Origin of the sequence: Rossellomorea sp. NPDC071047 (assembly GCF_050270195.1) — a bacterium.
Lineage (GTDB): Bacteria > Bacillota > Bacilli > Bacillales > Bacillaceae_B > Rossellomorea.
The window spans coordinates 1-20,157 of the sequence record NZ_JBNNJT010000007.1 but is presented as its reverse complement, the minus strand read 5'-3'; the positions used below and the strand labels follow the sequence as shown (position 1 = coordinate 20,157).

Here is a 20,157-nt window from a genome sequence, read left to right as displayed (position 1 = left end):
TTAACAATACAGTCTTAACTGGATAAAAATCTTACCAAACCAGGAGGGAGTTCATGGCAGGGAAAAATATCGTCGAAAAGATATGGGAAAAACATATCGTGCACAGAGAAAAAGGAAAGCCGGATTTACTGTATATAGATTTGCACCTTGTACATGAAGTTACGTCTCCCCAGGCATTTGAAGGACTGCGCTTAAAGAATCGCAAGGTGCGGAGACCGGATTTAACCTATGCCACGATGGATCATAATGTACCGACAAGAGAGCGTCACATCATCAGAGATGAAATCGCTCGACTGCAAATGGATACGTTGAAGAAAAATTGTGAGGAATTCAGCGTCACGCTTGCCGATATCCATCATCCTGATCAAGGGATTGTCCACGTCATCGGGCCTGAGCTTGGATTGACACAGCCGGGGAAAACGATTGTTTGCGGAGACAGCCATACCTCTACCCACGGAGCCTTCGGGGCACTTGCATTTGGGATCGGTACTAGTGAAGTGGAGCATGTTTTAGCAACTCAAACCCTCTGGCAATCGAAGCCGAAAACCCTTCAAGTGGAAGTATCGGGAGAGCTGGGCTTCGGTGTTACGGCAAAAGACGTGATCCTGAATATCATTTCTACCTATGGAGTGGGATTTGGAACCGGGTATGTCATCGAATTCACCGGTGAAGTGATCCGCAATCTATCCATGGAAGAAAGAATGACGGTCTGTAATATGAGCATTGAGGCAGGAGCCAAAGCGGGACTGATCAGTCCCGATGAGACGACCTTCGCTTATTTAGAAGGTCGGGAGTATCTGCCGAAGCATAAATCATATGAACAATGTAAAGAAGAGTGGAGATCATTGACGAGTGATGAGGACGCCGCGTACGATCACAAAATCGAGGTGAAAGGCGAAGGAATTGAGCCTCATGTAACATGGGGAACCAATCCAGGGATGGGCGCATCGATTTCAAGGTCCGTCCCTCATCCGGAACAGTACGCAGATCCTTCTGAAAGAGAAGGGGTTGAAAGGGCGATTCATTATATGGGGCTCGAGGCGGGAATGAGAATCGAGGACATAGAGGTTGATTATGTGTTCATTGGCTCGTGTACGAATTCGCGCTTGAGTGACTTGAGGGCAGCTGCTGAGGTGGTGAAAGGTCATACTGTAAAGCAGGGCGTAACCGCTTTGGTTGTTCCGGGCTCATTTAAAGTGAAGAAAGAGGCTGAAGAACAAGGCTTGGATACCATTTTTAAAGAAGCCGGATTCCAGTGGAGGGAAGCTGGCTGCAGCATGTGCCTGGCCATGAATGATGATATCGTGCCCCCAGGCAAACGCTGTGCGTCCACTTCCAACAGAAACTTTGAAGGCCGGCAAGGAAACGGGTCAAGAACCCATCTGCTCAGCCCATCCATGGCCGCTGCGGCTGCCGTGACCGGAAAACTGACAGATGTACGAAAACTTGGGGAAATGCCGGTTTCATAGGAGGTGAAAAGGTGGCAATCAATCATGTTGAAGGTAAAGTGTTTCCTCTAAGAAGAGATAATGTGGACACGGATCAAATCATACCAAAACAGTTCCTAAAACGAATTGAGCGTAAAGGCTTTGGTCAGTACTTGTTTTATCATTGGCGGTTTGAAGACGATGGGAAGTCCCTAAGAGACGATTTCTTATTAGACACACCACCATATCAAGAAGCCGAAGTTCTCCTCGGTGGAAAGAATTTTGGGTGCGGATCTTCGAGGGAGCACGCTCCGTGGGCCCTTCAGGACTATGGGTTTAAAGTAATCATCGCCAAAAGCTTTGCAGATATTTTTTATAACAACTGTTTGAAGAACGGGATTCTGCCGATTCAACTGGATGAAACAACTGTAGATGCCCTTTTGAAAAATGAGAGTCATGTAGATCTATATAAAATGGAAGTGTCCCTAGAGCATCAGACGATTTGTGATTCGGAAGGACTTCGCGTTTCCTTTGAAATTGATCCCTACTGGAAAACGATGCTTTTGAAAGGGCTGGATGAGATTGATTTAACTTTGCATTACGGAAAAGATATTGAAGAATACGAAAAAAATTATGAGGTGAGTGGCTTGGGAATTTAATGGATAACACTGAAGTTGTAGAAGCAATGGAAAGAATCAGTCATCAGGTGCATCGAACACCGTTAAAGCAATCATCGACGCTGAATACGTTCACTGGTGGAGAGATCTATTTGAAAATGGAGAACCTGCAGCGAACAGGTTCCTTCAAAGTAAGAGGCGCAATGAATAAAATCATGTCATTGTCTGAAGAAGAAGCGGGTAGAGGTATCATTGCCGCATCTGCAGGAAACCATGCCCAAGGGGTGGCACTGGCTTCATCCCTGCGCGGAGTTCCGTCGAAAATCTTCATGCCGAAACGAACACCTTCCACAAAAATAGCGGCAACGAAACATTACGGAGCTGAAATTGTCCTGACTGGAGACACCTACCAGGAAGCCTACGGGGCAGCACTTGAAGAGAAAATCAGAAATGGCTCGACGTATGTTCATGCATTTGATGATCATAAAGTGATGGCTGGGCAAGGGACAGTCGCACTGGAAATGCTTCAGCAACTCAGTGATTTAGACATGATCCTGGTACCTGTTGGCGGAGGCGGTCTGTTGGCCGGAATGGCAATGGCCGTAAAAGCCTTTAACCCACGGGTACAAATCGTCGGCGTACAGGCACTGGGAGCACCGGCTACGTATAACTTTTTTACAGGTAGAAACAAAGGACACCTGGAGCATGTTCACACCATTGCAGACGGGATCCTCGTCAAGAAGCCAGGAGAGCTCACGTTTCCGATCATTCGTCAGTATGTAGACGATATGGTCACAGTCACGGATGAAGAAATCTCCTATAGCATCATGTTCATGCTTCAACGGGAAAAAACGCTGGTTGAAGGAGCGGGAGCAGCATCCTTAGCGGCAGCCATGTGCCAAAAGGTCAAGGTACAAGGAAAGAATGTCGGGTGTGTCATCAGTGGAGGAAACGCCGATCCAAGTAAGATCCCTGTGTATCGTGATCTATCCAAAATGGCCAGACAGCTTCACCATATTGTGTAAAAGAAGGACGGCTCTTAACTACGTTGTTAGTTAGGAGCGGTCCTCTGTTTATAAGTGGTGGAGTTTATGAATAACAATTCTCCAATCTATGAATAATGAAAGCTCTTACATTCTAAAAATACGTAAATACCTATTGTAATAGGTAATTTTTTCTACTATAATGTCCACTATACAAGAACAAATGTACACGAGAAATATACAAATGGAGGTTTTCGGCTTATGGAATCAATTTCAATCGGACTTTTAGGACTCGGAACGGTGGGAGCCGGAGTGGTGAAGATTGTGGAGAATCATCAGGATAAACTGTCCCATCAAATCGGCTGCCCTGTGAAGGTGAAAAAAGCCCTTGTTCAGGATTTAGAAAAAGATAGAGGACTGGAAATGGAAAACAGCATACTGACCTTAAATCCTGAGGAAGTCCTGTTTGATCCTGAAATTGATATTGTGGTCGAGGTAATGGGAGGAATCGAAGCGACGAAGGAACATCTCCTCCATGCACTGCACCAGAAGAAGCATGTCGTAACGGCAAACAAGGATCTCATGGCCCTTCATGGACCGGAATTACTAAGGGCTGCCTCAGAAAACGGATGCGACCTATTCTACGAAGCAAGCGTCGCAGGGGGAATCCCGATTTTAAGAAGTTTAGTAGATGGCCTTGCTTCCGATCGCATCACGAAAATGATGGGGATCGTCAACGGAACAACGAATTTTATCTTGACGAAGATGACGAAAGAGGGACGGACCTTCGATGATGTTCTCAAGGAAGCACAGGAGTTAGGCTATGCAGAAGCGGATCCGACGGCAGATGTAGGCGGCTTGGATGCAGCGAGAAAGATGGCGATTCTTTCAACGTTAGGGTTTTCCATGAACGTCGATTTAGCCGATGTGAAAGTGAAAGGTATTACGGAAGTGACGGGTGATGACATCCAATATGCCGAGCAATTTGGCTACACAATGAAGCTCATCGGCTATGCCCACCGTGAAGGAGAGAGTGTTGAAGTGAGCGTGGAGCCCACGCTGCTGCAAAATGAACATCCACTCGCATCCGTTCATGATGAATATAACGCTGTGTATGTATATGGGGAAGCGGTTGGTGAAACGATGTTTTACGGGCCGGGGGCAGGAAGTCTTCCAACTGCCACAGCCGTCGTATCAGATATGGTAGGAATTATGAAGAATATGAGATTGGGAGTCACGGGTAAAAGTGCGGTGAACCCGCAATTCCCTAAAAAATTAAAAGAACGGAATGAAATTCATTCAAAATATTTCTTGCGTCTGCACGTTCAGGATGAAGTAGGAGTTTTAGCAAAACTCACTTCCATCTTCTCGAATCACGGCGTCAGTTTCGAGAAGATTTTGCAGAATCCGTTAGACAGTGATGAGTTTGCTGAAATTGTCCTTGTGACCCATAAAGCATCTCTTGATCATTACGAAGACATTTTGATGGAGCTGAAGGATTATGAAGCAGTTCATTCGATTAAAAGTTCATACCGTGTAGAAGGGGGAGATAAAGGATGAGATGGAAAGGGTTACTGGAACAATATCGGGAGCATCTTCCATTGAATGATGACACTCCACTTTTAACGTTAAACGAAGGGAATACTCCCTTGGTTGAATTAAAAACGCTGTCCAGGGAATGGGGCATCGAGTTGAATGTAAAGGTTGAGGGAGCAAATCCAACCGGCTCCTTTAAAGATCGCGGAATGGTTCTCGCCGTTGCCAAAGCGGTCGAGGCAGGCAGTTCGACGGTCATTTGCGCCTCTACCGGAAATACCTCTGCTTCAGCCGCAGCATATGCAGCAAGGGCAGGAATCAAATGCATCGTGGTCATCCCAGAGGGGAAAATTGCTCAAGGGAAATTGGCTCAAGCTGTCATGTATGGTGCAGAAATCATCTCAATCGAAGGGAATTTTGATGAAGCCCTCGAAATCGTCCGTGAGTTGAGTAAAACCGAATCTGTCACTCTTGTGAATTCAGTGAATCCATATCGATTGGAAGGACAGAAAACAGCAGCTTTTGAAGTCATTGATGGATTGGGGGAAGCCCCTGATGTGCTTGCGATCCCTGTCGGTAATGCAGGGAATATTTCGGCATACTGGAAAGGCTTCAAGGAATATCACAATCTTAAAGCTTCAACTTTACCACGAATGTTTGGCTTTGAAGCGTCGGGAGCAGCAGCCCTGGTCCATGACAGGGTGTTTCCTCAACCTGAAACGATTGCCACTGCGATCCGAATCGGGAACCCGGCAAGCTGGACATTAGCAATCGATGCGCTGGAGGAATCAAACGGACATATTGATGAAGTAACCGATGACGAAATTCTGGAGGCTTATCAGCTGCTTGCAAGTAAAGAAGGAATCTTTGCCGAGCCCGCTTCATGTGCATCCATTGCAGGCATAAAGAAATCATTGGATAAAGGGTTGATCAAAGAAGGATCAAAAGTAGTGGCGGTGCTGACAGGTAACGGTTTAAAGGATCCGGTTACGGCCATGGAATGCAGTCCGGTCACACCGGTGAAATTGCCAAACGATCGTGAAATGGTGAAGGACTATATCAAAGGGACCATTGGCGTATGAAAAGACGTGACCCCCGCTCCTGGAAGATCATTGTCCCTGGAAGCACAGCCAATTTAGGCGCAGGGTTCGATTCTCTGGGTTTGGCTTTAAATGTATTTTTAACCGTAGAGGTACATGAAGCGGAAGATTGGCAAGTAATTCCCCTTTCTTCTGCCCTGGAGGTCTTTCCGACTGATGAGACACATTTTATAGTAGAGGTCGTGAAAGAGGTGGCGGCTGACTATGGGAAGAAGCCTTCTCCTTGTCACCTCTACGTATCCAGTGACATTCCATTAACGAGAGGGTTAGGCTCAAGCGCAGCAGCGGTTGTCGCAGGCGTTGAGCTTGCCAATGCCCTCTGTGAGTTGAATCTGTCACAAGAAAAGAAACTGGCACTGGCAAATCGATTCGAAGGTCATCCCGATAACGTGGGAGCTTCACTATATGGCGGGTTTGTAGTCAGCTGTCAGCATGAAAAGGGTGTAAGTCTTTTATCGGTTCCTGATCTTCCTATTGATGTGGTATGCGTGATTCCAAAAGCTGAACTGAAAACATCGGATTCCCGAAATGTACTCCCTGAGAGTCTTTCCTTTGAAGAATCCGTGGAAGCCGGAGCGATTTCAAACGTTTTGGTGGCGGCTTTTCTAACGGGGGACTGGGAAACGGTTGGGAAAATGATGAAGCGGGACAGGTATCATCAGCCCCACCGAAGAAAGCTGCTTCCTCACTACGATGCAGTAGAAGAGGTGGCGGGCCGTTTCGGGGCATTCGGTGTCGCCTTAAGCGGTGCCGGCCCGACGATTGCCTGCTTCGTGGAACGGGAAGCAAGTGAATGGCTCGCACGGCAGCTGGAACAGTCCTTCCCGAGCATGAACGTCCGCAAACTATCCATCTCCCCATCAGGAAGCAGCATCACCATCGAACAACCAAAGGTCCGTCCCTCGTCGCTTTGAAACATGCGAGGGACGGACCTTGTTTGGTGGGGGAAATCCAGGTTTTTATGGTTATTTTTCTATTGAAATCATAAAACAATTTTCTGTTTCATTTACAATCAGATAATAGGGTGATTGATGGGTCATGCCCATTTCTTCCCGGAGTTCTTTAGGGATGTGGACGGTTCCTTTTTCTGAGACGTAGCGCTTGTTATGAGTAGAGTCTTTGACCGCTCGCTTAATATATATACAGTTGTTTTGGTAGATGAGTTCTGCAAGTCTTCCTGGGATGAGTCCAAACTGTTCTCGCCATTTGTGGGGAAGGGTAATCGTACCGCTCTTACTGAATGTTTTGCTACCATACATCGTGCTTAACATGTAGCATCACCTTCTTTCACTATCATTGCTTCTCTTTTTTCCTCTTATATGAAAAATAAACACAATTTTGAAAAAATAGGAAGAAGGTTGGGGTGTGTTTAAATGAAGGATGTTCAGTGGAATAAAAAGGTATGAACCCTAGAATGGAGGTGTGAATCATCGATCCAATCCAAATTCTGTTTTTGCTTGTAATCGGCTACAGTGTTTTTACCATTGATAAAAAGAAAAAGAATGTACCTGTTCCAGTAGTTTTACTTCTATTTGGAATAGGGCTGTCGTACGTACCTGCTTTTTCTGACGTCAAATTGACGAAAGATATTATCTTTGAATGGTTTCTGCCATCCTTATTATTTATTTCTGCCTATCAATTTTCAACAAAGGCCTTAAAAAAACATGTTGGAATCATTTCTATCCTTAGTACAGTGGGAATTATCATTACGACCCTTCTGATGAGCCTGCTTTTTTATTACGGTTTGCATCCATGGCTTTCCATTTCATTTATAGAGGCTCTATTAATCGCAACGATTCTGACGCCTACGGATCCTGTTTCTGTTGTATCTATCTTAAAGGAATCTTCCAGTCATCAGGACATAGCAGATGTTGTAGAAGGTGAGTCAATGATCAATGATGGTACAAGCATCGTGCTCTTTACGGTTGTCGCAGGAGTCTACTTTGGCGAAGAGTCCATTTCAGTGCCTTCATTTCTTTTGGAATTTCTATTGGTTTCCTTAGGAGGCATTGCCATTGGTGTGTCGCTCGGTTGGCTGGCGAGTAAAGCCATCCACTTCACAACTGATTCCAGATATCAGATCATGCTTAGCATCATTCTTGCTTATGGAAGCTTTTATATAGGGGAAGAGCTTGGTGTCTCAGGCGTACTGGCTACTGTATTCTCAGGGATCATGCTTTCGTATGAATACGGAAGAACAATTAAGGAACATCATTTTAGAAGGGATCTGGATGGTTTCTGGACCGTCATGGAACCGACCATTCTAACCTTTTTATTCCTATTAATAGGGATCCAGGCGACACAGTATTTGTCTTTCTCATTAATCGGTTGGATCTTCTTCCTATTTATTCTCTCCTTGGTGGTTCGCTATGTTATTATTATTGGTGTAGTCAAAGTGAGAAAAAATTGGAGAAGAAAGTACGGATGGAAGGAAGTATTCATCTTAACTTGGTCCGGTATTAAAGGAACCATGTCTGTTGCCTTATTATTAAGTATAGATGGACAAGGTCCTCAGCTGCTCCACTCCTTGACATTTGGAGTCATACTGTTTTCTCTCATCATACAAAGCATTGGAATTTACCCTTTGACGACTTTCTTCTTGAAAGGAAAATAAGTCTTCAAAGAATTTATGATAAATTGGTAAGAACTGAGAAACCATAGGAGAAAGACTATTTTGAATTTAGGTGAACCATCAACGATGAAACAAGCAAAAGACATTGCCTTGAAAATTTCCGTCACCTACGTATTATTAGGTATCCTGTGGATTATATTATCCGACTATTTTTCCATGATCCTCGCTCATGAAAAACTCAGCATGTATATTTATTTTCAGCGTTATAAAGGCTGGTTATTTACACTTGTAACAGGAATGATCATTTTTTTATTGGTGTATCGGAGAACCAGTGAATTAATAATTTCGAATGAAAAGTTAAAGAAAAAAGAGAAACAGCTCCAAATAAGGAATCAGCATTATCATTCACTATTTGAACAAAATCCGGATGCAGTCTTAGAGCTTAGCCTGGATGGCAATGTGGTATCTGTGAACTCTGAAGCTGAAGGATTGCTGGAATCAACTCATGAAGAGTTGAAAGAAGTGAAATTCAGTAAATTTTTGGATGAAGTCGAGATGAAAAGAGTAACGGAGTACTTCTTCCAGACCTTCAAAGGCTGGGCGTCAACCTTTGAAACGACCATTCATTTAGCCAATAACAACCGGAAAATACTCCGCTGTTCCCTTGTACCGATTATTGTTAATAGAAAAGTGACGGGAATGTTTGCCATTGCAAGGGATATCACACTCCTGCGGGAAAATGAAGAAATGGTGATAGCATCCGAAAAGCTTTCTGTCATTGGACAGCTGGCTGCGGCTGTCGCACATGAAATCCGCAATCCCCTTACGTCCCTTAAAGGGTTCATCCAGCTTATGCAAATCAGCAATCGAATCAACCATGATCATCTGGATATCATGCTGTCTGAAGTCGATCGGATAGACTTGATCTCAGGGGAGATGCTGATACTGGGTAAACAGCAGGAGTTCGACCTGCGTCGTGAAAAATTGGAGGATATCCTGAAACAAGTACTGGTACTGATGGAAGCACAGGCTCATCTTGATAATGTATCCATTCAATATAAAAACCTGGCGGAAAAACCTTTGTACGTATTGGGTGAAGGAAACCAGCTCAAGCAAGTGTTCATTAACATCATTAAAAATGCAGTTGAATCGATACCTGAAAACAAGGATGGAAATGTTTCAATTACATTGATCAACCGAGGCGATGACGCCAATGTTATCGTTGCCGATAACGGCGTAGGCATGGAACAGGAGAGAATCGGCCACCTTGGGGAACCATTTTATTCAACGAAAGAAAAAGGGACGGGTCTGGGACTGGCCGTCTGCCAAAAGATCATTGAACGACATAAAGGACAAATACACTTTCAAAGTGAAAAAGAAAAAGGAACTGCAGTGGAAATCAGCTTGCCGATAGTGGAAGAAGAGATTCCTGCTGCCTCTGCCGATTAAGAAAGGACTAATAGCATGAACTCAATTTCAACTATTATCAATACCCCATCAATTCAAAAAAACTGGGAAGAATCAGGATTCACTTCTTTAACTCCTGTACAGGAGCGTGTGGTACCTCTCATCATGGCGGGGAAAGATGTTGTTTGTGAATCGCCTACTGGAACGGGGAAGACGCTTGCGTATCTACTTCCGATCATCCAAGCCATTGATCCATCAAGAAAACAGGCTCAAGCTGTAATACTTGCTCCATCAAGGGAGCTTGTCATGCAAATCCACCAGGAAATCCAGAAATGGGCGAAGGGAACAGACGTTACGAGTGCTGCCTTCATTGGAGGAGCAAACATTAAAAAGCAAGTCGAGAAGCTAAAGAAAAAGCCACATATAGTAGTGGGAACAACGGGTCGCCTGATTGAACTGATGAAAATGAAAAAACTGAAGATGCATGAAGTGAAAACCATCGTCGTCGATGAGTTCGACCTAATGATCTCATCAGAACATATCCGTGAAGTGAAGGATATCATCAAAGCCACTTTAAAAGAGCGCCAGGTTCTATTCTTCTCTGCGACTTTATCAGACGAAACTGAGAACGTAGCGGAATCACTATTGCAAAACCATGAAATCGTGAAAATGGAAGCGAATCTAGATAACCCGAAAGTAGATCATGTGTATGTGTACAGCGAGCTGAGAGACAAAATGGAAGCTCTAAGAAGTATCTCTTACTTCAAAGAAATCAAAGCACTTGTATTCTTCAATCAACTGGAGAAGCTTTCTGAAATAGAAGAAAAACTGAAGTATAAGGGAGTCGAACTGGAAGTACTGGCAGGGGAATCGAACAAGATGGAGCGTAAGCAATCACTGGATCGCTTCCGTTCAGGAAAAGTGTCCATGCTTCTGACAACAGACGTCGCAGCACGTGGTCTTGATATCACAGACGTCACACACGTTGTCCATTACGACTTCCCAAGCGATACGAAACAGTACATTCACCGCTCAGGAAGAACCGGACGCATGGGGGCGGAAGGAACTGTCATCTGCCTCGTATCCAAACGCGAACTGAGCTTCCTCGAGAAACTGAGCAAAGAACTCAACCTCCCATTCCAAGAAAAAACCATTCGAGGCGGGGGACTTCAAGCACCCGAACAAAAATAAGATAAATAGTTAGAGGTCCGTCCCCGGTGTTTGAGGGACGGACCTCTGTTTTTTTGACTGGATGTGGTGATGTCTACCCACCCAAAATTTTAACCCTATCTCCCATATACAACGTTACCATCCATCATAGTCATCCAAACACCAGTTTCCAGGATTTCCTCTGCTTTCCCTTCAAAGAGATTACGGTCCAAGACGACTAAATCCGCTTTCTTTCCGGCTTCGATCGTTCCTAAATCATGCTCTCTGAAGTTTCCGTAGGCAGGGGATTTCGTATAATGAATCAATGCATGTGCTAATGAAATTTTTTCATCAGGATTCCAGCCGCCTAGAGGAGTTCCGTCCTCATGCTTTCTGGTAACCGCCCGGTAAAGACCAAGCATGGGATTCAGGTCCACAATCGGAAAGTCCGTTCCGAACGCGATTCTGGCCCTATGATTCTGCAAGGATCCAATCGGCCAGGTGAATCGAGCCCTCAGAGGACCCAGCCTGTCTAAATAGGCATGCGAATCCATGGACCCTGATGTCAGGTGTTCAGGCTGAATGGATGCAATGACACCTAATTTCTCAAACCGATCGAAGTCACTTGGATCGCAAACTTCAATATGCTCGATTGTATGGCGGGAGTCCCGTAGGCCATTTACGCTCCGGGCATGCTCATACAAATCCAGGCCCAACCGGACCGCAGCGTCTCCACATGCGTGCAGGCGAATCCTGAAACCTTCCCGGTCAGCATCATCAATCCATTCTTGGTACACCTGAGGATCATAGATGGTGCCGCCTGTTTCAGAAGGACGGTCAAAGTACGGCTGAAGTAAAAAGCCGGTATAGGTGAGGGGGACCCCATCCAGGAACTGCTTCAAGCCGGAAAATTGAAGTTTATCGGATTGATACTTTTCCCTGAATTGAATACCACGCTCAAGGTTTCCGTCCAAAACGTCCAAAAAATGAATTCTCGAAGTCAGCTTTCCTTTTTCCTCAAAGGTCCTATAAAAAGCTGGATCCCCCAAAGTATATCCAGGAAGAGGAAGCATATCGGAAACAGAGGTAATGCCGAAGGATGAAGTCTTTGCCAACATCCCGTTCAAGAGCCTGGTTTTCACTTTTTCATCAAACGAGAAAGCTTCTATTACATACTGAACGGCCGTTTCGTACAAAAAGCCGGTCGGCTCCCCATGATCGTCTTTTTCAATCTTTCCAAAAGGAGGCTCGGGTGTATCACGGTGAATTCCTAATTTCTGAAGGGCAGCTGTATTCAGCCAGGCGCTATGAGCTTCTTCATTCAGAAGCACAACAGGACGGTGGGGAATGTACTGATCCAGAGAGTGACGGGAGGGAAGAGTCTGACCAGGCCAGCGTACGTGATGCCAGCCGAATCCAAGGACCCATTCATCGTTCGGGTGGTCCATTGCATACTGCGCTACCATTTTCGCTGTTGCTTCTTCTGAATGACCGAATGTCAGCTGGCAGAAACCCTCGAACATTGCCCCTAAAAACAAATGAAGATGAAAATCATGAAACCCTGCCGTCACGAGGCGGTTTCCAACATCCCATGTTTCTGTCGATGGTCCTATAAAGCTTACCATCTCTGGGCGGGGACCAACTCCAATAATACTGTCATCCCGAACGGCAATGAACCCATCAAAAGGGGATAAAGCATTTCCGGTAAATATGGCTTTACTTACAATGATTTTATGAGCTTTATGATCCAACATCGCTTCTCCAATCCTTTTCAGCTATTTAAATCGATTGTAACCAGAATAAGGAAAGAATACAAACCAATGCTTTTGATTACGAGAATAAGTTTTTATGAGAAATTCAATTTTCAAGAAGGCATTAAAAAATACTATGTTGAATAGTAAAAGAGAACAAGAAGAAAAGGAGAATGATTATGCTGACAAGAACCTTTCCGGTGCTTGAAACAGAAAGATTCCGCTTAAGAAAGATGGAAGAGGGAGATGCTCCCCAAGTATTTGACTATTTTTCAAAAGATGACGTCACTCGATACTATGATCTAGAATCGTTTAAAGAGGAAAAACAAGCCATTGAAATCATCAACAGATGGAACGGGAGGTTTCACGAAAATGAAGGAATCAGATGGGGGATTGCTTTAAAAGAAACAGACGAAATCATTGGAAGCTGCGGTTTTCATCAGTGGGAAAAAGAACACTTTAAAGCCGAGGTAGGATTTGAGGTTCATCCAGATTATTGGAGGCAAGGGGTCATGTCAGAGGTGTTAAGACCTACCTTGAAGTACGGGTTTGAAGAAATGTCCCTTAATCGGATAGAAGCTTTTTATGATCCGGAGAACACGGCTTCAAAGAAATGTCTTGAAAAAGCAGGGTTTATGTTCGAAGGAATATTGAGAAAAGCAGCATTTGAAAAAGGTATCTTTTGTGATGCAGCTGTTTGTTCCCTGTTAAAAGAAGAGTTTTAACCAAATTTAAGACGCTGCTTATGCCTATATCACATAAACAGCGCCTTAACTTAAGTAAACCTTATTCAATTAACTTTACTATCCTTTCTTACTAATACACATACTTAACATTCTTTGAATTAATGGTATTGCATGTATTATTTAGTTTATTTTCTCTTGCCGCTGATTTTCCCACACGCCCACATGTTACGAAGATAGTTTTCACGGGCTATCTTCTTGCGTACCATGATGTTAGCATGCTTCGCTGACACTCTTCATTGGAATCATCTCCTGAAATAAGATTGCGCATTCCCGCATATCCACACATCTTGAAATCAGTTTTCACGGGCCGATCTCAAAGCGAGATGTGATGCTGACATGCTTTGCTAGCTTACTTCATTGGAATCACGCCTTCCTTTAAAGTTTGTGTTTGTAAATCTTTTATTAATTATATATTAACAAATTCTAAAATTAATGCAAATGTTCAGAATAATCAATATAATGCGATTTGGGCTGTTTTTAACGATGAAATAGTCGGTTATCTTACTTTATCTCAATCTTTCTTGTTTTTTGAAAATCATTTTTATTAGTCCTAAAAAGTACATTCTACAATACCTAGACCGTTCCTTTCCGCTGCAGGCGCTCGCTTTCCGCGGGGCGTGAGTTGAGCCTCCTCGGGCTTTGCCCTGTGGGGTCTCAACTTTCCCGCTTTTCCCGCAGGAGTCGAGCGCCTTCCGCTCCAATCCACTCTGTGCTTCTTCATTATTTGTCACTTATAAGAATAAGGAGTAGATAGGCAAAACACTAAAAATCATTAGACAAAAGGATAGAACGTAACTTCAAAAGCAGGCATTCTACATAGGAATAGCCCGTTGTTCCTCTCTCATTAAAAATAAATTCATGAATTGGGCGGAAAAACTGTCATTAATCCAACCTTCTATTAAGATAGTACTTCTCCAAATCCAGCTCCCTGTTCACAAGCAGTTCCATTTCTTCGAGGTGATGTGTTTCCACCACGGGATCGAGTTGGGACCAGTGAACTTTATTTACGAAGTAATAGTTTCTGATTTTCCTGAGGATGACAAGGGAGTGGGGGAAGTGATCGAATTCTGCCTTTATGCTGTTGAAGCGGGTAAAGCCCCATTTTGTTAGATTCATCATTTATCACCTAATGTTCTATTACCTTTTCTTTCAATATGTTAATCCCCGGGGAGCATATCCAATTTAAACAAACGTTTGATTAGTTCTTCAAAACATTTATTCTACTAGGGTTCAAGGGATTAAACAATCGTTTAACAGTATTTACATATCCAGTAGTCTATCCCTATCATCCTGAGATTGTCATTGCTATTTTTGAAGGGCTCTTGTTATGATGAGAAGGTTATGAATCGTAAAGAAAAGCTAGGAGAATGAGCTTTGAATAAAGTATTAACCAACTATTCTATTTATCCATATGAAGCGGAAAAGAAGGAAATTCCGGTAGCACCACTCCATAAGGGAGACACGACGAAACAGCTGATATCCTCCCATGAAGAGGATGCTTTTTTCTTTCGGACGATGGAGGAGGCAGGCATTCATTTGAATGCTTCTCAGATAGAGGCTGTGCGCCATGTCGAGGGCCCATGCTTAACCCTGGCTGGTGCAGGGACTGGAAAGACGACGGTCCTCGTTTGCCGGGCAGGCTACCTGATGACTGTGAAAAATATTCAGCCGAGGAATATTTTACTCGTGACCTTTACAAAGAAGGCGGCGGAGGAAATGAAGCAGAGGATTTCAAGTCTGCCGGGGACGGAAGCTGGCGGACAGGTTCATGCCAGTACGTTTCATGCCCTGTTCCTTTACTTATTGAGATCTCGGCATTACACACAAGAAGTGGTCGGGAACGAGCGCTATAAACAAATTATCTTAAAGCAGATTCAGAGAGAAATGAAGATATATGATCCTTATGATGCAGAGACGCTCCTCGCAAAACTCTCTCATTATAAGTTGAACCAAAAAGATATCAGGGATCTTCCTCAGAAATCAAAATCAGAAAAAGAAGTCCGTGACATTCTCTTAAAATATGAAGAGTGGAAGCGGATGAATCATAAAATGGATTTCGATGATATTTTGACAGAGGCATATCAATTATTACTTTCGAATCCTAACCTCTTGACATCTCTTCAGCACCGTTTCCAGTACGTGATGGTCGATGAATTCCAGGATACGAATCTTGTGCAATATGAGCTTATGAAGTTGATTGCGGCTCATCGAAACTTGTTCGTAGTAGGGGATGATGATCAAACCATCTACACCTTCAACGGCGCCAGAAACGAATTTATTTTGGATTTTGATGAAGAGTTCCCGGATGCAAAGGTTGTAACTTTGAAAGAGAATTACAGGTCCGATGCCTATATCATCGGGTTGGGTAATAAAGTGATCGGACAGAATGAACACCGTCGTGTTAAAGAGCTTATCGCCACTAAGGTGGAAGGGCAAAAGCCGCTTTATTCAAGACCGGCTACCGCAGATGAAGAGGCCGTGTGGATCACAGAAGAAATTCAGCGGTTAATGGGAGAAGGCTATACATATGGGGATATGACGATTCTTCACCGCACCATGAGCAGCGGGCGGGCAGTCTTTGAGCAACTGCTATTAAAAGAGATTCCTTTCACGCCTTATAATCAAAAGGATTCCCTCTTCTATGAAAACTGGACGGTGAAACCGGTGGTGGATTACTTGCGGTTATCGATTGTTCCAAGGAACTTTTCAGCCATGGAATCCCTGCTGCCGACTTTATTTATAAGAAGGGACCGGGGGATGGCTCATATTCGCGAGGAAGATCGTAAAGAGAGGAAGAAATATCCTCTCATCCATTTAACGACATTATCGGGATTGAAGCCGTTTCAGGTAAAGAATATAAAAGAACGGATGAAATTTCTAAAATCGATCGGAGACCAGTCACCTGAAGCTGCGATCAAACGGATCAGGAAAGAGTTCTATCATCAATACATCGATGCACAGGAATCACATGTGGTAACAGAACAGAAGGAACTCATTAAAGAAATGCTGGACGAGCTTGAAGGATCGGCGAAACGCTTTGATACGATTTCGAGTTTTATTACCTTCATTGATGAAATGAAGGCAAAATATGAAGAAATATATTCAAATCAAAGTCAAAAAAAGAATACAAACAGCGTATCGTTAATGACGATTCACCGTTCCAAAGGCCTGGAGTTCCCCGTCGTGTTTTTGATCGGTGCGATCGAAGGAAACCTTCCCCACAGCTCAGCGCTGAATGCCAATAAGCTTGAAGATAAGGTATATAAAGATCCGAATCAAAAAGAAAAGGCATTGAGTGCAGTAGAGGAAGAAAGGCGGCTCGCGTATGTAGCCATCACGAGGGCTAAAGAGAAATTGTTTATTTCTTCTCCAGCCTATTATCAAGGTGAACAGCGGAAATGCTCCCGTTTTATTGCAGATTTATTTACGAATACACCCCACACTGATCAGCCGAAGACAACTAAAAAGGCGAGGACTGGGAAGGTGAGTAAGATCTTGGCCTGGATTTGCACAAATAGCAAGTGCATTGCCTGGCAGAGACCGGAAACCCATGAGGATACGGAATCCAAGGTTTGTCCCCTTTGCTCAAGTCCAATGAAGCTTGGCGAAAAGGAAATCACTGAATAAAAAGAGCCCGGGCGTCCTGGAAGACAGGACGTGCGGGCTTTTTGCTTTTCTGACCGTAAAGATATCAACAGTTATTAAGATTTATCAACTGTTCTTTCATTTTATCAACCGTATTTTCAAGATATCGACCATTCTACAAAAAAATGACAAATTACGCTAGCGGTCATTAAAAGATCAAGTCATCATTGCGAAAAATGATCATGGTCATGAGAGTCGATTTTTTTCGAATCATTTGAATCCAAAGCTTGTCTTAAGAAATAAATTAGAATACCCAAAATCATTCCAAGCATCACGATTAAACCCAAAGTGATTGTGATTCCCATTGCGCCGCCTCCTTTTTAAAATTAGCTATGGTCCAATTTTCATCAATTTAAACATCTATATCGTTAGTCTATGAATAGAAGGAGGCAATATATGCGATTTAATATAATTTATAGGCAGAATCAATTCAGTAAAAAGGAACTATTTTCTAAATATGCTCATAATTATAGAACATACGTTCGTTTTTGTGTTAAAATAAATGTACGGTGTACATAGCTGGGTGGGCAAGAGGCAGCTCCCTTAAGATGGGAGGTGATGAGCAGGAATGATCGAAACGGCAGACGTACTACAATTGATGATTGCCTTTGGTACATTAACAGTAGCAATAATCGCAGTCACGCAACAAAAAAAGAAGTAACCCACCCACTATGACAACTGCAAGGGAAAGGTTACTTCTATCTTATTAAGGATAAATTGCTCACGGCAATGTATACTGTCAGAGTTCTGGTGGCAGCCAGGACTCTGTATTTTATCAATGAACTTTTCTATTCTATTATACAAAATGAAGGGAAAACCTGTAAAGGAATCTTATCAAGTTCGATCCATTAAAATGGCTCGGACGGGAGATCCATCTCCTTCTTTAAGAGGGAGGGGCAGAGCCACCAGTTCATACCGTCCAGGCTCTACGTGGTCAAGGACAATCCCTTCCAATATTCCGATGTCATATTGTCGTAATGAATGGTGAGCAGTAAGATCCTTACTATCCAATGGATCCACTGAAGGAAGGTCCACTCCAATCAAATCAATTCCTTTTTCCTTCAAAAAAGGTGCGAGCCCTTTCGCAATATGAGGAATGCGTTCAGGAAACTGCTCGTGATTCTTCCAGGCATTCGTCTTGAAAAGCACCTTCTTAACTCCTGAAAAGTCAACCTCATCCATTAGTTCACTGCTTATTTCTGCAGCATCCTCCACCGATACGACGATGGCCGGTCCCATGAACCTCTCTAATGGCAGATCCAATATCCTTTTTCCATCTTGGTCAAAGTGGAAAGGGGCATCTACGTGGGTTCCGGTATGAGAACTCATCGTAAGCTGACCCACATTCACGGACCCTGTTTCCTCCTTTGTCCAATTCAATGAGAAAGAAAAGGGAGTGTCCCCTGGCCAGACAGGAGTATCATTGTGCAACGGGCGGGAAATATCAATGATCTTCAAACGATCTCATCCTTTCTAAAAGAAGTTACGCTACAACGTTCCGCGTATTTTCAAACTTCTTATATTCTTCCTTGTCCATGATGGTTTTCAAGATTCGGATGGTCTCCCATACATCTTCATACGAAGAATAGAGAGCTACCGGAGCTAGTCGGATCACATTTGGTGAACGGAAGTCAGGTGTTACTTTGTTCACCTTCAAGGCTTTACAAATTCTTGCCGCCTCTTCATGCTTTAAACTAATGTGCCCGCCTCTCTGATCATCTTCAAGTGGATTGCAGATTGTAAACCCATACTGAGAAAGTTCTTGTTGAAATAGTTCCATCATAAATCGTGTAAGAGAAAGGGATTTTATTCTCAGATTCTCAATGCCGGCTTCTTTAAATAACTCCAGCGATCCGAGTAAAGGAGCACTGCTTAAGATATGAGGGGTCCCAATTTGGAAGGCACCTGCAGAATCTGCATGGGCCAGCGTATGATCCATATCAAACTGTTTATCCTTACGGGAGCTGAACCATCCGGAAAGACCAGGTTTCTTCCCTTTATGCCTGTTATGAACAAATAACCCGCCTACACCACCCGGGCCGCTATTTAAATATTTGTAATTGCACCACACGGCAAAGTCTACTCCGTCATCATGCAATTGATGAGGAAGAGCTCCGATCGAATGTGCCAAATCGAATCCAATCACAATGCCACGTTTATGGGCTTCACTCGTCAATCTCTTCATATCCAGGAGCTGTCCGCTTCGATAGAGAACGGAGGGTAATAGAATCAGAGCGATATCATCCGTCATATCCCTGATGATATCCTCCTCTCTTAAAGTGTATCCGTCTCTGCTTTTTACCTGAATCAGATGTTCATCATGGGTGTAGCCTTTTAACTCCAGCTGACTTTGGATCGCGTATATATCTGACGGGAAAGTCAATTCATCCGCTAAGATTTTGGTTCGTTTTCCTTCAGGTTGATAGAAGGTGGCGAGTAACTGATGAAGGTTCGTCGTAATGGAACCAGTCACAATCACTTCTTCCTCTTCGGCCCCAATCAAAGGCGCAGTCATTTCCCCAAGCTTCTCAGAGTAATAGAACCAGGGCTCCTGCCCATCCATCCAGCCGTCGATCCCATGTTCCTTCCAATCTTCCAATGACGTAAGTAACGACTTCTCTGCCCGTTTTGATAATAAGCCTAAGGAGTTCCCATCCATATAATAGTGATTTTCCTTTATGTAAAATTCATTCCGGAAATGGGCCAATGAATCCTGCCTGTCCAGTTCTTTAGCATGCTCCAACGTCAACTTCTCTCCATCTGTCATCCCTATCCCACCTTAAATAGTCTTACCAAAATGATAATCGAAATGATTTGAATAGTAAAATAATTATTGGATCTATCAGAGTATAAAGTTTTTTGTAGGTTCTATTCATCGAAATCTGTGGTTTTACGTCAGTTGCCCTCACCATCTATAAGAGTTTCTAATAACAGAATTTATAAGTGGAGAAAAAACACCCTTAAGAAATTTGAATTACTAGTAATTTTAAAAAAGAAATAGGGAAGTGATTTCTTCAAATATTTTGGTTTTATTTAGCTATAATGAAAACTCATGCTTAAAAAGTTGATTGGAGCGGAAGGTGCTCGACTCCTGCGGGAGAAGCGGGAGAGGTGAGACCCCGCAGGCGAAGCCGAGTTATCATGAACGAAAACTAGCTCCTTACTCGTAACATCGTAGGTTAATTTGGTTAGACTGTTTCTGAAGTAAAAACAAAAACCAAATC

At 43.5% G+C, this 20,157-nt stretch carries 18 protein-coding genes; 12 read left to right on the top strand and 6 right to left on the bottom strand.

What is annotated here, in order from left to right:
- Positions 1 to 53 precede the first annotated feature (53 nt).
- The 6 genes from leuC to thrB all read left to right on the top strand — a co-directional run bounded on the left by leuC (position 54) and on the right by thrB (position 6,577).
- Positions 54 to 1,469 carry a 3-isopropylmalate dehydratase large subunit gene (leuC, locus tag ACQKFO_RS20450; RefSeq protein ID WP_427600631.1) on the top strand — a complete coding sequence of 472 codons (1,416 nt, stop codon included), beginning with the start codon at positions 54 to 56 and terminating at the stop codon, positions 1,467 to 1,469.
- An 11-nt stretch (positions 1,470 to 1,480) separates the two neighbouring features.
- On the top strand, positions 1,481 to 2,086 hold the full coding sequence (gene leuD / locus ACQKFO_RS20445; RefSeq protein ID WP_427600630.1) for a 3-isopropylmalate dehydratase small subunit: 606 nt from the start codon (positions 1,481 to 1,483) through the stop codon (positions 2,084 to 2,086).
- Entirely contained in the window at positions 2,086 to 3,069 is a 984-nt protein-coding gene (ilvA, locus tag ACQKFO_RS20440) for a threonine ammonia-lyase (RefSeq protein ID WP_427600629.1), read from the top strand. The genes leuD and ilvA overlap by 1 nt, the downstream gene beginning before the upstream one ends.
- Before the next feature lie 219 nt (positions 3,070 to 3,288).
- The gene (locus ACQKFO_RS20435) at positions 3,289 to 4,587 is read left to right on the top strand and encodes a homoserine dehydrogenase (protein ID WP_427600628.1); all 1,299 of its coding nucleotides are present in this window, start codon (positions 3,289 to 3,291) and stop codon (positions 4,585 to 4,587) included.
- Positions 4,584 to 5,645, top strand: a complete 1,062-nt coding sequence (gene thrC / locus ACQKFO_RS20430) for a threonine synthase (protein WP_427600627.1) — start codon at positions 4,584 to 4,586, stop codon at positions 5,643 to 5,645. Before ACQKFO_RS20435 ends, thrC begins: the two co-directional genes overlap by 4 nt.
- Entirely contained in the window at positions 5,642 to 6,577 is a 936-nt protein-coding gene (gene thrB, locus ACQKFO_RS20425; protein ID WP_427600626.1) for a homoserine kinase, read from the top strand. Before thrC ends, thrB begins: the two co-directional genes overlap by 4 nt.
- A gap of 51 nt (positions 6,578 to 6,628) precedes the next feature.
- Here the strand turns inward: thrB and ACQKFO_RS20420 are convergent, their stop codons facing one another.
- Complete coding sequence (locus tag ACQKFO_RS20420) at positions 6,629 to 6,934, bottom strand: AbrB/MazE/SpoVT family DNA-binding domain-containing protein (RefSeq protein ID WP_427600625.1); 306 nt, start codon at positions 6,932 to 6,934, stop codon at positions 6,629 to 6,631.
- A gap of 182 nt (positions 6,935 to 7,116) precedes the next feature.
- Here ACQKFO_RS20420 and ACQKFO_RS20415 point away from each other — a divergent pair, with 182 nt between their 5' ends.
- The 3 genes from ACQKFO_RS20415 to ACQKFO_RS20405 are packed head-to-tail and all read left to right on the top strand — an operon-like array spanning position 7,117 to position 10,833.
- Positions 7,117 to 8,277, top strand: a complete 1,161-nt coding sequence (locus ACQKFO_RS20415; protein WP_427600624.1) for a cation:proton antiporter — start codon at positions 7,117 to 7,119, stop codon at positions 8,275 to 8,277.
- A gap of 60 nt (positions 8,278 to 8,337) precedes the next feature.
- Positions 8,338 to 9,684 carry an ATP-binding protein gene (locus ACQKFO_RS20410; RefSeq protein ID WP_427600623.1) on the top strand — a complete coding sequence of 449 codons (1,347 nt, stop codon included), beginning with the start codon at positions 8,338 to 8,340 and terminating at the stop codon, positions 9,682 to 9,684.
- Between the two features lie 15 nt (positions 9,685 to 9,699).
- Positions 9,700 to 10,833 (top strand): DEAD/DEAH box helicase, encoded by a 1,134-nt coding sequence (locus tag ACQKFO_RS20405; protein WP_427600622.1) that lies wholly within the window; start codon positions 9,700 to 9,702, stop codon positions 10,831 to 10,833.
- A gap of 95 nt (positions 10,834 to 10,928) precedes the next feature.
- On the opposite strand, the gene ACQKFO_RS20400 is transcribed toward ACQKFO_RS20405, so the two are convergent.
- Entirely contained in the window at positions 10,929 to 12,545 is a 1,617-nt protein-coding gene (locus tag ACQKFO_RS20400) for an amidohydrolase (RefSeq protein ID WP_427600621.1), read from the bottom strand.
- 176 nt (positions 12,546 to 12,721) lie between these two features.
- Here ACQKFO_RS20400 and ACQKFO_RS20395 point away from each other — a divergent pair, with 176 nt between their 5' ends.
- Positions 12,722 to 13,267 carry a GNAT family N-acetyltransferase gene (locus ACQKFO_RS20395; protein ID WP_427600620.1) on the top strand — a complete coding sequence of 182 codons (546 nt, stop codon included), beginning with the start codon at positions 12,722 to 12,724 and terminating at the stop codon, positions 13,265 to 13,267.
- A 903-nt stretch (positions 13,268 to 14,170) separates the two neighbouring features.
- On the opposite strand, the gene ACQKFO_RS20390 is transcribed toward ACQKFO_RS20395, so the two are convergent.
- The gene (locus ACQKFO_RS20390; RefSeq protein ID WP_427600619.1) at positions 14,171 to 14,404 is read right to left on the bottom strand and encodes a hypothetical protein; all 234 of its coding nucleotides are present in this window, start codon (positions 14,402 to 14,404) and stop codon (positions 14,171 to 14,173) included.
- A 258-nt stretch (positions 14,405 to 14,662) separates the two neighbouring features.
- Between ACQKFO_RS20390 and ACQKFO_RS20385 the strand changes: the two genes are divergently transcribed.
- Complete coding sequence (locus tag ACQKFO_RS20385) at positions 14,663 to 16,915, top strand: UvrD-helicase domain-containing protein (protein ID WP_427600618.1); 2,253 nt, start codon at positions 14,663 to 14,665, stop codon at positions 16,913 to 16,915.
- 182 nt (positions 16,916 to 17,097) lie between these two features.
- Here ACQKFO_RS20385 and ACQKFO_RS20380 read toward each other — a convergent pair whose 3' ends face one another.
- A complete protein-coding gene (locus ACQKFO_RS20380; RefSeq protein WP_187443189.1) occupies positions 17,098 to 17,238 on the bottom strand; it encodes a hypothetical protein in 141 nt (46 codons plus the stop codon).
- Between the two features lie 263 nt (positions 17,239 to 17,501).
- Between ACQKFO_RS20380 and ACQKFO_RS20375 the strand changes: the two genes are divergently transcribed.
- Positions 17,502 to 17,594: a putative holin-like toxin gene (locus ACQKFO_RS20375; protein ID WP_220154057.1), complete on the top strand. Its 93-nt coding sequence runs from the start codon at positions 17,502 to 17,504 to the stop codon at positions 17,592 to 17,594.
- Positions 17,595 to 17,767: 173 nt separating this feature from the next.
- Here ACQKFO_RS20375 and kynB read toward each other — a convergent pair whose 3' ends face one another.
- Positions 17,768 to 18,391 carry an arylformamidase gene (gene kynB / locus ACQKFO_RS20370; RefSeq protein WP_427600617.1) on the bottom strand — a complete coding sequence of 208 codons (624 nt, stop codon included), beginning with the start codon at positions 18,389 to 18,391 and terminating at the stop codon, positions 17,768 to 17,770.
- 25 nt (positions 18,392 to 18,416) lie between these two features.
- Positions 18,417 to 19,700, bottom strand: a complete 1,284-nt coding sequence (kynU, locus tag ACQKFO_RS20365; protein WP_427600616.1) for a kynureninase — start codon at positions 19,698 to 19,700, stop codon at positions 18,417 to 18,419.
- Positions 19,701 to 20,157: the final 457 nt, after the last annotated feature.

Excerpts from the sequence above, each read along its gene's own strand:
- leuC (WP_427600631.1), top strand. The coding sequence starts at position 54 with ATGGCAGGGAAAAATATCGTCGAAAAGATATGGGAAAAACATATCGTG.
- ilvA (WP_427600629.1), top strand. The coding sequence starts at position 2,086 with ATGGATAACACTGAAGTTGTAGAAGCAATGGAAAGAATCAGTCATCAG.
- ACQKFO_RS20435 (WP_427600628.1), top strand. The coding sequence starts at position 3,289 with ATGGAATCAATTTCAATCGGACTTTTAGGACTCGGAACGGTGGGAGCC.
- thrC (WP_427600627.1), top strand. The coding sequence starts at position 4,584 with ATGAGATGGAAAGGGTTACTGGAACAATATCGGGAGCATCTTCCATTG.
- thrB (WP_427600626.1), top strand. The coding sequence starts at position 5,642 with ATGAAAAGACGTGACCCCCGCTCCTGGAAGATCATTGTCCCTGGAAGC.
- ACQKFO_RS20420 (WP_427600625.1), bottom strand. The coding sequence starts at position 6,934 with ATGTTAAGCACGATGTATGGTAGCAAAACATTCAGTAAGAGCGGTACG.
- ACQKFO_RS20405 (WP_427600622.1), top strand. The coding sequence starts at position 9,700 with ATGAACTCAATTTCAACTATTATCAATACCCCATCAATTCAAAAAAAC.
- ACQKFO_RS20400 (WP_427600621.1), bottom strand. The coding sequence starts at position 12,545 with ATGTTGGATCATAAAGCTCATAAAATCATTGTAAGTAAAGCCATATTT.
- ACQKFO_RS20395 (WP_427600620.1), top strand. The coding sequence starts at position 12,722 with ATGCTGACAAGAACCTTTCCGGTGCTTGAAACAGAAAGATTCCGCTTA.
- ACQKFO_RS20390 (WP_427600619.1), bottom strand. The coding sequence starts at position 14,404 with ATGAATCTAACAAAATGGGGCTTTACCCGCTTCAACAGCATAAAGGCA.
- ACQKFO_RS20380 (WP_187443189.1), bottom strand. The coding sequence starts at position 17,238 with ATGGGAATCACAATCACTTTGGGTTTAATCGTGATGCTTGGAATGATT.
- ACQKFO_RS20375 (WP_220154057.1), top strand. The coding sequence starts at position 17,502 with ATGATCGAAACGGCAGACGTACTACAATTGATGATTGCCTTTGGTACA.
- kynU (WP_427600616.1), bottom strand. The coding sequence starts at position 19,700 with ATGACAGATGGAGAGAAGTTGACGTTGGAGCATGCTAAAGAACTGGAC.